This window comes from Rothia sp. HMSC065B04, from assembly GCF_001812285.1.
Lineage (GTDB): Bacteria > Actinomycetota > Actinomycetes > Actinomycetales > Micrococcaceae > Rothia > Rothia mucilaginosa.
Map to the genome: position 1 here is coordinate 415908 of NZ_KV808408.1, position 12494 is coordinate 428401.

Below are 12494 nucleotides of genomic sequence, written 5' to 3' on the forward strand. Positions count from 1 at the left end.
GCACTCCATACGATTTGGCGCTTCTGCCTTTCTAACATAGTTTCCCTTTCCGTCCGGGGTTTTGGGCGGCATAACCGAATATAGAACATATTTTTTACAACACCACCCACCACACAACCACCGATGGTTCACCGGCAACTTTCCATACCCCATGTACCCGGTGAACCGACCACGAGCTAAGGACAACGATGAGCCAGCCGAACTTCCCTCCCGCCCGACTCTTTGACGCTTTCGCCAAGCCCGCCTCCACAGAACAGCCCGCGAAGAAGGGACTGCTCGGCAAGCTGGGCCTGGGCGAATCCTCCGAGGAGGACAACTACACGACCGTCATGCTGGTCGGCTTCAACTCCGCGAAGGAACCCCCGGGCAACGGCGAGGACGCCCTCGACGTGATTCACCGCGCATTCGACCCGTGCGATGAGAGCCCCGGCTTCGACATGGACGACTTCTACGACTATGCTTCCGTCGCCCCGCAGCTGCAGAACAGCGACGACTCCGAATCCACGGTTCTGGTGTGGCCCAAGATGTTCTACAACATGGTCACCATCCCGGAGCGCCGCCTGCGCCTGCTCGTGGTGACCGGACCCGCTCCCAGCCTGTGCCTGCGGCGGTTCATGACCCGCTTCTTCAAGTACGTGAAGAAACTCCACGTGGACCACGCGATCTTCGTTGAGACCTTTGAGGATCAGGTGGCGCACACCCGCCCGTACCCGTACACGCTGACCACTTACGACGAGAAGCTGGCGGCTATCCCCGGTATTCTGCACGAGTACTTCACAGGTTCTACCTCGGTGACGATGGCGATGTCTGCGCTCGCCGCCGAGCACGGCCTGTCCTCCTCGGTCATGCTGCGCATGAGCATCCCGGGGTATTTGAGCTTTGATCAGCAGAACCCGCGCGCGGTTGTGAGCCTGATCGAGGCGCTGGAGGTCATCCTCGGCATTAAGGTCGAGTCGGAGGAGTACGACCGCCTGCGCGCCCACGCTGATGAGTGGGAAGCGGAGCTCGCCGAAGAAATGGCGAAGGACTACGAGAAGGTTGAGCTGGTGCGTGAGATTGAGCAGAAGATGGATTCGACTCTGCGCACTGTCTCCGGCGAGGTGATTGCCGAGGATATTGAGGGCTACCTGGATTCCCTCAGCGGCGCCTCCGAGGGCGTAAATCCTGCCGATGATGGTGCGGATTCTTCGGAACGCTAGGTCCGTTCGCACATATGGCGCGGGTATGGGAAAATGATAGGTAACTATGCCCATACCCGCAGCCAGCATCTCGAAAGGATGATGTGATTGGCACCCATGTCGAAGAACCCGCCCGTTCCGGCGGCTACCGACCCCGCGATTATTCGCAACTTCTGCATTATCGCCCACATTGACCACGGTAAGTCCACCCTCGCAGACCGTATGCTGCAGGCCACCGGCGTGGTTGCCCCGCGCGATATGAAGGCGCAGTACCTGGACCGCATGGACATTGAGCGTGAACGCGGTATCACCATTAAGTCTCAGGCTGTGCGCATGCCCTGGGATGTTGACGGCACCTCCTACGCGCTGAACATGATTGACACCCCCGGCCACGTGGACTTCACCTATGAGGTGTCCCGCTCCCTGGCTGCGTGTGAGGGTGCGCTTCTGCTTGTGGACGCCGCCCAGGGTATTGAGGCTCAGACCCTTGCGAACCTGTACCTGGCGATGGAGAACGACCTGACCATCATCCCGGTGCTGAACAAGATTGACCTTCCCGCGGCTCAGCCGGATAAGTACGCTGAGGAGCTGGCGAACCTGATTGGTTGCGAGCCGGACGAGGTTCTGCGCGTATCGGGTAAGACCGGTGAGGGTGTTGAGGCTCTGCTGGACCGTATTGTGGAGGCGATTCCCGCCCCGCAGGGTGATGCATCCGCCCCGGCGCGTGCCATGATTTTTGACTCGGTGTACGACTCGTACCGCGGCGTGGTCACCTATGTGCGTGTTGTGGACGGTAGCCTGCAGCCGCGTCAGAAGATTAAGATGATGTCCACCGGCGCTGAGCATGACCTGCTTGAAATCGGCGTGATTTCCCCTGAGCCTGTCCCGTCGAAGGGCCTGGGCGTGGGCGAGGTGGGTTACCTCATTACCGGTGTGAAGGACGTCCGTCAGTCCCGTGTGGGTGATACCGTCACCTCCGCCGCGAAGCCTGCGCAGGAGTCCCTGGGCGGTTACGAGGACCCCAAGCCGATGGTGTTCTCTGGCCTGTTCCCGATTGACGGTTCGGACTACCCGGCGCTGCGTGACGCGCTGGATAAGCTGAAGCTTAACGATGCCGCACTGATTTACGAGCCGGAGACTTCTGCCGCTCTGGGCTTCGGTTTCCGCTGTGGCTTCCTGGGTCTGCTGCACCTGGAGATTGTGCGTGAGCGCCTGGAACGCGAGTTCAACCTGGACCTGATTTCGACCGCGCCGAACGTTATTTACGACGTGGTGGATGAGGCTGGCAACGCTAAGCGCGTGACCAACCCGAGCGAATTCCCCGAGGGTAAGGTCGCGACGATTCGCGAGCCCATGGTGGCGTGTACGATTATTGCCCCGAGCGAGTACATTGGCGCGATTATGGAGCTGTGCCAGGCTCGACGCGGCCAGATCGGCGGCATGGATTACCTGTCCGAGGATCGTGTGGAGATGCGTTACCGCCTGCCCCTGGCAGAGATCGTGTTCGACTTCTTCGATCAGTTGAAGTCCCGTACCCGCGGTTACGCGTCGCTGGACTGGAAGTTCGACGGTGAGGAAGAGGCTGACCTGGTGAAGGTCGACATCCTGCTGCAGGGTGAGAAGGTGGACGCGTTCAGCGCCATTACTCACCGCGATAAGGCGTACTCGTACGGTCTGATGATGACCTCGAAGCTGCGTGAGCTGATTCCTCGTCAGCAGTTTGAGGTGCCGATTCAGGCGGCTATCGGTTCGCGTATTATTGCCCGCGAGAATATTCGTGCGATGCGTAAGGACGTTCTTTCGAAGTGTTACGGTGGCGATATTTCGCGTAAGCGTAAGCTGCTGGAGAAGCAGAAGGAAGGCAAGAAGCGCATGAAGATGGTCGGTCGTGTGGAGGTTCCTCAGGAAGCCTTCATTGCGGCACTGTCTTCGGGCGAGGAGAAGGAAAAGAAGAAGTAGCCTTCCGCTGCTGTAGCTTTTCCGGCTGTGTGCTGACCTGATTGAGCGGAGAACCCGGCTGGTGCCTCGTGTACCGCCGGGTTCTCTGCACGCTGTCGTTGATGCGCCCCGCCTTGATGTCACCCGCCTGCTGATACTACCCACGTAGCCGCATGCGCGGTGCCCATATTTGATCCCCCCGACCTCTACACCTAGTTCCAGGAGGCAGAATGCCCGCCCAGCCCACCGGCGCCCCCGCACCCCGCGACGGGCGCATCCCCGCCACCAGCGCGGCAGGATGCGAAAACCGCGACTTCAGCCTCTACGTACACATCCCCTTCTGCTCCGTACGCTGCGGCTACTGCGACTTCAACACCTACGCCACCGAAGACTTCGGCGACGGCATCGGCCTCGGCACCTACGCCGACGACGCCATCGCAGAAATCCTCTTCGCCGCCCGCACCCTCGAAGCATCCGGCGTCGCAAAACGCCCCATGCACACCGTCTTCTTCGGAGGCGGCACCCCCACCAAACTGCCCGCCCGCGACCTCGTACGCATCCTGCAGGCAGCCATCGACGTATTCGGCCTCGTCGAAGGCGCAGAAGTCACCACCGAAGCAAACCCCGACTCCGTGACCCGCGAGGACCTGCAAACCCTCAAGGACGGCGGCTTCACCCGCGTCTCCTTCGGCATGCAGTCCGTCGTCCCCGAGGTGCTACAGGTGCTCGACCGCACCCACACGCCGTCGAACGTGCCGAAGGTCGTCGCCTGGGCTAAGGAGGTTGGCCTGCAGGTGTCCGTGGACCTGATTTACGGTTCGCCGGGGGAGAGCCTGCAGCAGTGGGAGCAAAGTGTTCGCGCCGCAATTTCCTACGAGCCGGACCATATTTCCGCGTACTCGCTGATTGTGGAGGACGGCACCAAGCTTGCCGCGCAGATCCGCCGCGGCGAATACACCATGCCCGACGAAGACCTCATGGCGGACATGTACCTGCTCGCCGAGGAGCTCCTTACCGAAGCCGGCTACAACTGGTACGAGGTGTCCAACTACTCGCGTAGCGAGGACACCCGCAGCGACCACAACCTTGCCTACTGGCGCAACCAGGACTGGTGGGGCATCGGCCCCGGCGCGCACTCGCACGTGAACGGTACCCGCTGGTGGAACGTGAAGCACCCGGTGCCGTACGCGCAGAAGGTGCGTGCGGGGGAGTCCCCGGCGGCGGCACGTGAGGTGCTGGATACCGCCACTCGTGCTTTTGAGACGATTATGCTCATGATCCGTGTGCGCGAGGGTTTGGCGATGCGCGAGCTGCTCGCCGTGCATGATGAGGCGCAGCTGGGTGCCTCCCTGCGCTGGCTGGTTTCTCAAGCTCTGATTGAGCCTGATGCTTTGAGTCCTCAAGCTGAACCTGACCCTGAAGCTCACGTGTGCCTGACCCTCAAGGGCCGCCTGCTGGGCGATGCGGTCACCCGCGAGCTGCTCCCGGAGGTCTCGGAAGAGCACGAGGAGCACTAAGAAGCATTGGCCTGACAAGGGGCTTTTCAATCGGGGCGGCGTTCCGGTTCTGGTCTGTCGCAGCTCCACTTGATGCTTTTCTCTGACGCTGCCTGCGAATGGCGTGCGCCCCGGTATTGCCGTAATATTTCGGTGATTTCGGGGTGTTTTTGCGGGTCTCAAAAAACTTTTAAAAAAATTTTTTGGGGCTATTTGGAGGGACTTTGGGGGAGCATCACACCTTACACCGGTGTGCTAATTGTTCGCATTTGTGCTGGACTAGCCGAAAGAATTTTCCACTCCTTCATGCCACTTTTAGAGTGCGTATTTTTCGATTACTTTCCCGAGAAAAAATTTTCCAAAACACCCAATTTCAAGTTGTGGTTGAAGGTTACGCTGTGCCATAATAGGTCATGGCAGGACGGTATATGTCTAACAGCGTGTTCTCGTCTTTGCTGAAGTTGAGTGAATACGGTTGTGGGCTCCTGGTAACAGGGGCCCACGATCGTTTAACAACGATTATCTACAGCGCCATTCGGTAGAGTTTGCAGCAATTCACGCGCACTAGGCAAAGAAGCCCCACTTAAACGTAGAACGCCCCGCACACAACGTGCGGGGCGTTCATCGTAAAAGCTATCAGCGCGGTTCTGAGACAGCGCGGTTTAGGACCGGCAGTTCTTAGGACTCTGCGGATTCTGCGTTCTCGGTGGAGTAGAAGCGGTCCAGCAGGCGCGGGTTCATACGGTAGCTGTACGGCTCACCGCGGTTCACCTCAATACCAGCGCGCAGCGACGCAATAGCCATGAACAGCCACACGAGCGCACCCAGAACCATGGCAATGTTGCCCATGCCGGGCAGGAACGACACAACCCACAGCGCCACCAGAGCAATGGAGGGCAGGAGGGTGAAGTTCATCGCCTCGCGAGCCTCCTGCTCAGCGAAGGGCGCGTTATTGCGGCTGACGTAGAAAACCGCAGCGGAAGGGATGATGCCGAGAATGCCGCCGAAATGCGCGAAAGTCGCACGGTTGCGGTCCTGAATCACGCTAATCTTACGGGTTTTCTGAGGCCCGGTAGCCGGGCGAACATCGTTAGTCACGAAAATCCTGGTTCGATAGAAGTTTCTTGTGGCGATCACCTAAGCCGGTGAATCTGCCCTCCGAGGAGGTGAATCGTTTGAGCGGTGGTGACCTAAGAGTGTAGTGATGTTGCGGCAAAACCCACAGGGGCAATGCCACACGCTCAACTATTGTACCGCTTTAGGGGATAAAACCCACAGGATAATGCCCTCGGGGGAAAGGTTCTGAGCAAATTCACACCTGCGCCCGCAGACGGGGGCGCAATAGCGGGTTTCGGGTGCGGTTAGGCACCCGGCTCGGTGAGAAAATCGATGAGCGATTCAACCGGACCGAGCAACGTCGGATCCAGGTCAGCGTAGGAGTCAACGCGGGAGAGGATGTGCTTCCACGCCTGCGCCACATCCGCCTGCGTTTCGTGCGGCTGACCCAGACGACGCAACGTGCCCTTCTTGAAATCCTCACCGCGTGGAACCTGCGGCCACGCCTTCAAACCCAGCACCGAGGGCTTGACCGCCTGCCAAATATCGATGAACGGGTGACCCACAATCTTCACGTGCCCGGCGGCACCCGGCACAGCCATCGCCTCGGCAACAATGCGCTGCTCCTTCGTGCCCTCAATCAGGTGGTCGACCAGAATACCCAGGCGGCGGCCCGGGCCCGGCGCGAACTCACGAATAGCACCGGCAAGATCATCCACGCCGTGCAGTGGCTCCACGACAATGCCCTCAACGCGCAGATCGTGGCCCCAGACCTTCTCCACGAGCTCGGCGTCGTGCAGACCCTCAACCCAGATGCGGGAGGCGCGCGCCACCTTAGCCGGGGCGTTCTTCACCGCAATAGAACCGGAACGAGAAATCGTGCGCTTAGGCTCCTTCGCCGCTACCGGGGCGACAATCTCAACGGGCTCACCCTCAATCATGTAGCCCGGACCCAGCGGAAAATTCTTCACGCGACCCTTCGCGTCCTCGAGTCCGAAGAACAGGGCACCGCCGATGCGTTCAGCCTTCACGACCTCACCCACCCAGCCGTTAATATCCTCAATCAGCAGGCCGCGACGCAGCGGCACCTTACGCGGGGCCGGCGCCTGGCGGCTCATGCGGGCGGCGTTTAGATCCTGGGCACCCCAGCCGTAGGGGGAGTGGTGGGTACTCAACGTATTCTCCTTTGGGCGGTAAGGGGCGGTAGAGGTGAAAATCGCAATAGGACTACGGAGCCGATTTCAGGGGCACACGCACCGCAGATTAAGCGGATAGCGGGAGCGACCCCCATTCAGCCTAGCCATTGTATCGGGTCGGGGGTAGTATCCCCTAGAATTGATACGACCATTGTTGGCGGTGCACTCATCGAGCACCGCCATCGTCTCGAGAGGAAGGAAACGCATGAGCCACTACGATACTCTCGGCGTATCGAACGACGCCAGCCCCGAAGAGATCAAGAAGGCGTACCGAAAGAAGGCACGCCAGCTGCACCCCGACGTGAACCCCTCCGAGGACGCAGCCGAAGAATTCAAGCGCGTCACCCTCGCCTACGAGGTGCTCTCCGACCCCGAAAAGCGCCGCAACTATGACACCACCGGCGACGAACAGGGCCGCGCAGGCTACCCCGGAGGCGGCGGCTACCCGGGCGGCGGATTCAGCGGCTTCGGCGGTTTTGAGGACCTGCTGAACATGTTCACCGGCGGCGCGGCAGGTGCCCGCGGCCCCGCATCCCGCATGCGTCAGGGCCAGGACGACCTGATTACCGTATCCATCAGCCTGCAGGACGCGGTGTTCGGTGTTGAGAAGACCATTGAGCGTCGCTCCGCCGTGACCTGTAAGTCCTGTAACGGTGAAGGCACCGCGGAGGGCACCCAGCCCGAAACCTGCACCACCTGCTCCGGTCACGGTTTCATGCAGCGCCGTGTGCAGTCCATCCTCGGTACCGTCATGCAGCAGGTTGAATGCCCCGACTGCCACGGCTACGGCACCGTCATCAAGACCCCCTGCCCTGAATGCCACGGTCAGGGTCGCGTCCGTGAAGACGTGCCGCTGACCTTCAACGTTCCCGCCGGCGTGCACGACCAGGCGCGTATCCGCCTGCGCGGCAAGGGCGAAGCAGGCCTGTACGGTGGCCCCAACGGTGATCTGTACATTGACCTGAACGTCAAGCGCGACAAGTACTTTAGCCGCGAGGGCGACAACCTGGTCACCACCGTGAATATCCCCATGGTCGCAGCGGCGCTGGGCACCACCATTCCGCTGAAGACTTTCGACGGCGACCAGGAAGTTGTGATCCCCGCAGGCACTCAGAGCGGTGACGTGATCACCCTCAACGGCCTGGGCGCAACCGTGCTCGGCACCGAGCGTCGCGGCGACCTGCTGGTGCGTATCCAGGTGGTCACCCCCACCGACATGACCGAAGAACAGCGTGAACTGCTGCGCCAGTTCGCCGCCCTGCGCGGTGAATCCCTCACCGAAGGTTCGCAGGTCAAGCACCGCGGCGGTCTCTTCTCCCGCCTGAAGGACCAGTTCAAGTAGGATTCCTACACCAAGCTGAGGATGCGGCGGGTGCGGTACTCACCCCGCACCCGCCGCATTCTTGTCAATACCGCGCTGCGCGCGCCCGCGCTAAGCTACATCTATTTCACACTCCACCCACACTACCCACGCTTTCAGCCCGCACCTCAAGGAGAACCATGAGCGCCCCCATCTTCTACATCAGCACGGAAGAATACGACGCACTCACCCCCGGCGCCACCTGCGCGCTCGGCGGCTCCGAAGGCAAGCACGCCCTCGTCAAGCGCCTTGAGCTTGGCGAACGCATCGACCTGGGTGACGGCACCGGCCGCCGCGCACTCGGTACGGTCGCCTCCATTAACGCGGACGGTGTGAGCGTGCAGGTGCAGGAGCTGCGCGCAGAACGCAGCGTGCCCTCCATCTACTTGGTGCAGGCGCTCGCGAAGGACGGCCGCGACCTGCTCGCCATCGAGACGGCGACCGAGCTGGGCGTGTACGGTGTGCTTCCTTGGAGTGCGGACCGCTCCATCGTGCGCTGGAAGGGGGAGCGCGCATCCAAGGCACACACCAAGTGGCAGAACACCGTCACCGCCGCGGCGAAGCAGTCGCGCCGCGCGCTCATTCCCGAAGTGTACGACCTGTACAGCACCGCCGACCTGGTGGAGCTCATTGAAGAAGTTGCCGGCTCTGAGCAGTCCGCCGCCGTGTTCATCCTGCACGAGCAGGCGACCGAACGCCTCAGCGCCCTGGCACGCAAGCTTGTCGAGGCAGAGAACCTGCCCGAAGAAATCTACCTACTCGTCGGTCCTGAAGGCGGCATTAGTGACCGTGAAGTGCAGCTCTTCACCGACGCCGGCGCGCAGCTGGCACTGCTCGGTGACGAGGTGCTGCGTTCCTCCACCGCCGGTTCTGCCGCCATGTGTACCCTGAACGTGGTGCTGGGTCGCTGGTAGAGCGCCCGCTACTGGATTCCCTCCGATAGAACCTAGCTGACAGGAATCCAACTGACAGGCATCCACCAGGGCGTGGTGCATCACGCGCATCTATACTTGTAAATACATCACTAGCCAAGGAGCCCATATGACTACCTCCCGACCTCTCTCGACCGCGCGCACCGTATCCTTCAAGAGCGCCGCAGAAATGATCGCCGTGCTCGGCCCGCAGGACGCGCACCTGGCAATTATCGAGGACTACTTCGAGCAGATTAGCCTGCGCCCCAAAGACCTGGACGTGCTCATCACCGGCCCCTCCGAGGCCGTCAACACCGCCGCAAAGCTGCTGAACGAGCTGCGCGTGCTCTCCAGCCACGACACACAGATTACCGTGCAGGTCATTCACCGCCTCATGGGCATGCTCGGCGACGAACTGAGCAACCCGGCGCACTCGCTGTCCACCAGCATCCTCTCCACCCGCGGCACCACGATTCGCCCCAAGACCATTAACCAGAAGAAGTACGTGGACGCTATCGACGCGAACACCGTCATCTTCGGCATTGGTCCGGCGGGTACCGGTAAGACCTACCTCGCCATGGCGAAGGCAGTGCAGGCGCTGCAGACCCACGAAGTGAACCGCATTATCCTCACCCGCCCCGCCGTGGAGGCTGGCGAGCGTCTGGGCTTCCTGCCCGGCACCCTCAACGAGAAGATCGACCCGTACCTGCGACCGCTCTACGACGCGCTGCACGACATGCTCGAACCCGAAACCATCCCCAAGCTCATGGAGGCGGGCACCATCGAGGTCGCACCGCTGGCGTACATGCGTGGCCGTACCCTCAACGACGCATTCATCATCCTTGACGAGGCGCAGAACACCACCGCCGAGCAGATGAAAATGTTCCTGACCCGCCTGGGCTTCGGCTCGAAGATGGTCATTACCGGTGACATCACCCAGATTGACCTGCCCGGTGGCGCCGCCTCCGGCCTGAAGCAGGTGCGCAACATTCTGCAGGGTGTGGAGGATATTCACTTCAGCATCCTGGAATCCTCCGACGTGGTTCGCCACACCCTGGTGTCGAACATTGTGTCCGCCTACGACCAGTGGGGCGAAGACCAGAAGGCAATGGAACGCAAGCGCAACCGCAAGGTCAAGCGCGCCACCATCGAGGCCGCAGCCGAGAAGTTGCTGGACCGCGCCGGCATCAACGGCGGCTCCGAAAAGAACGCCGAGAACAACTCCGACAACGCACAGACCACCCCGGAAGGACGCTAAACGGTGGCAGAGATCGAATTCGACTGTGAAGAACCCGCAACCGGTACCGACCCGGCAACCGACGCCTTCATCCGCGAATCTTTCGAAGCGGTAGACACCGAGGTGCTCACCCGCCTCGTCGAGCACGCCTTCAAACGCATGCACCTTGCCGATGACACCTACCTGTCCATCGCCATTGTGAACGAAGACGAAATGGAACGCGTGCACATCGAATGGATGGACCTGCCCGGCGCAACCGACGTGATGAGCTTCCCCATGGACGAGCTGGAACCGGGAACCCCCGAAAACCCCTCCAGCGGCATGCTCGGCGATATCATCCTCTGCCCGCCCGTCGCCGCACGTCAGGGCACAGACGCGGGTCACAGCACCCTCGACGAGCTGTGCCTGCTCACCACCCACGGCATTCTGCACTGCCTCGGCTACGACCACGGCACCGCCGAAGAGGAAGCTGAAATGTTCGGCATTCAGCGCTCCATCCTCGAAGAGTTCCTGGGCCGCCCAGCACCGGTCGAAACCCGACACTAGGGGAGCGGCGTGGACATTCTACTCACAGCCCTCCTCGCCGTTCTCGCGCTCTGCCTGACCGTGGTTGCGGCAATCGCCGAAACCGCATTCACCTACCTGCCGCACAACGAGGCTGAGGAAGCAGTGGAGGCACACCCGGACACCCTCGGCGCCCGCGTCCTGCAGCGCACCCTCGACGGTGACTCCGAGGCGTACACGCACCCGCTGCGCCTGACCCGCCTCATTGCGGCAGCCGCCGCGGTGCTCGCCACCATGACCTGCCTGCTGAACCTGGTTGAGGTGCACGCGCTCGCCATCGTGCTGACCCTCGTGATTGTTGCGCTGGTGGGCTACCCGATTCTGCATGTGCTGGCGCGTGCTCTGGGACGTAACCGCCCGGTCGCGTCGATTCGTGTGCTGGCTCGCCCGGTGCACTACCTGTCGGTTCTGCTGAGCCCGGCGACCGGTCTGCTCGATAAGCTCAGTGTGCGCCTGGCGCCGGAACGTTCGGCTGAGGCCCCGGTGGGCGTGTTCGATGAGGAGGAGCTGCGCGAGTTCCTGGACCGCGCCTCCGACGCTGAAACCATTGAGGACGACGAGGCGCAGATGGTGCAGTCCGTCTTTGAGATGGACGATACCCGCATCCGTTCGCTCATGGTTCCGCGCACCGACATGCTCACCGCCAGCCGTGACACCCCGCTGCGTGAGGCGCTGAGCCTGTTCCTGCGTTCGGGTTATTCGCGCATGCCGGTGATTGGTGATTCGAGCGATGAGATTCTGGGCGTGCTCTACCTGAAGGATGCGATGCGCGCCTTTATCCTGCACGGTGAGGCCCCCGCGGGTACCGCCCTGCCGACCGTGGTTGAGCTGATGCGTCCGGCTCGTTTTGAGCCTGAGTCGAAGCGCGCCATGGACTTGCTGCGTGAGATGCAGCGCGAGTCCACGCACGTGGCGATCGTGGTTGATGAGTACGGCGGAACCGCCGGTCTGATTACCCTTGAGGACCTGATCGAGGAGCTGGTTGGCGACATTTCTGACGAGTACGACCACGAGCGCCCCGAGTACACGCTGAATGATGACGGCACGTTCCGTCTGTCGGCTCGTCTGGGTATTGATGAGCTGGGTGAGATTTTCGGTCGTGAACTCGACGATGAAGATGTTGATACGGTGGGTGGTCTGCTCGCTAAGCATCTGGGCATGGTGCCGATTGTTGGTTCTGAGATTGAGATTGACGGCATTCATATTCGTGCGATTGGTTCGTCGGGCCGCCGCCACCAGGTGGATATGTTGCAGGCGTGGTATGAGCCGCCTCGTGATGAGCAGGAGAACGCTGAGGGTTCCGCTGCGTCTTCCTCGGAGGCTCATTCTGCGGAGGTTGCCGATATTCTCACCGTGGACACCGAGCCGCCCGCCGTGGCTGAGCCGCATGCGCACCCGGACCTTCCGGGAGATACCGCAGAGGCTGAACCTACCACCGATAAGCACGACAACCGCTAAATATCGAACATAGACGCCGCACAAATACTTTGAGCCAGCTGCCCCGCCCCGAAGGCGCACGGTAGATGAGTCTGGCACCCCACATACCCCGCACGGGGTT

General features: G+C 61.3%; 10 protein-coding genes. 8 read left to right on the forward strand and 2 right to left on the reverse strand.

Annotation, left to right across the window (positions count from 1 at the left end):
* Nucleotides 1-188 precede the first annotated feature (188 nt).
* The 3 genes from HMPREF2845_RS05005 to hemW all read left to right on the forward strand — a co-directional run bounded on the left by HMPREF2845_RS05005 (nucleotide 189) and on the right by hemW (nucleotide 4633).
* The gene (locus HMPREF2845_RS05005; RefSeq protein WP_049341899.1) at nucleotides 189-1199 is read left to right on the forward strand and encodes a PAC2 family protein; all 1011 of its coding nucleotides are present in this window, start codon (nucleotides 189-191) and stop codon (nucleotides 1197-1199) included.
* Nucleotides 1200-1295: 96 nt separating this feature from the next.
* Nucleotides 1296-3137, forward strand: coding sequence for a translation elongation factor 4 (lepA, locus tag HMPREF2845_RS05010; RefSeq protein WP_371260509.1), 1842 nt, complete (start codon nucleotides 1296-1298; stop codon nucleotides 3135-3137).
* Nucleotides 3138-3346: 209 nt separating this feature from the next.
* Entirely contained in the window at nucleotides 3347-4633 is a 1287-nt protein-coding gene (gene hemW / locus HMPREF2845_RS05015) for a radical SAM family heme chaperone HemW (protein ID WP_070634044.1), read from the forward strand.
* 657 nt (nucleotides 4634-5290) lie between these two features.
* On the opposite strand, the gene HMPREF2845_RS05020 is transcribed toward hemW, so the two are convergent.
* Both HMPREF2845_RS05020 and HMPREF2845_RS05025 read right to left on the reverse strand, forming a co-directional pair.
* On the reverse strand, nucleotides 5291-5710 hold the full coding sequence (locus HMPREF2845_RS05020; RefSeq protein ID WP_005508694.1) for a DUF4870 domain-containing protein: 420 nt from the start codon (nucleotides 5708-5710) through the stop codon (nucleotides 5291-5293).
* Nucleotides 5711-5973: 263 nt separating this feature from the next.
* Entirely contained in the window at nucleotides 5974-6843 is an 870-nt protein-coding gene (locus HMPREF2845_RS05025) for a DUF3097 domain-containing protein (protein WP_070634045.1), read from the reverse strand.
* A 226-nt stretch (nucleotides 6844-7069) separates the two neighbouring features.
* Here HMPREF2845_RS05025 and dnaJ point away from each other — a divergent pair, with 226 nt between their 5' ends.
* From dnaJ to HMPREF2845_RS05050, 5 genes are all read left to right on the forward strand, one after another.
* Entirely contained in the window at nucleotides 7070-8206 is a 1137-nt protein-coding gene (gene dnaJ / locus HMPREF2845_RS05030; protein ID WP_070634046.1) for a molecular chaperone DnaJ, read from the forward strand.
* Between the two features lie 158 nt (nucleotides 8207-8364).
* Nucleotides 8365-9138 (forward strand): 16S rRNA (uracil(1498)-N(3))-methyltransferase, encoded by a 774-nt coding sequence (locus HMPREF2845_RS05035; protein ID WP_049346287.1) that lies wholly within the window; start codon nucleotides 8365-8367, stop codon nucleotides 9136-9138.
* 127 nt (nucleotides 9139-9265) lie between these two features.
* Nucleotides 9266-10393: a PhoH family protein gene (locus HMPREF2845_RS05040; RefSeq protein ID WP_070616366.1), complete on the forward strand. Its 1128-nt coding sequence runs from the start codon at nucleotides 9266-9268 to the stop codon at nucleotides 10391-10393.
* Between the two features lie 69 nt (nucleotides 10394-10462).
* The gene (gene ybeY, locus HMPREF2845_RS05045) at nucleotides 10463-10918 is read left to right on the forward strand and encodes an rRNA maturation RNase YbeY (protein ID WP_239662358.1); all 456 of its coding nucleotides are present in this window, start codon (nucleotides 10463-10465) and stop codon (nucleotides 10916-10918) included.
* A 9-nt stretch (nucleotides 10919-10927) separates the two neighbouring features.
* Complete coding sequence (locus HMPREF2845_RS05050; protein WP_070634048.1) at nucleotides 10928-12394, forward strand: hemolysin family protein; 1467 nt, start codon at nucleotides 10928-10930, stop codon at nucleotides 12392-12394.
* Nucleotides 12395-12494: the final 100 nt, after the last annotated feature.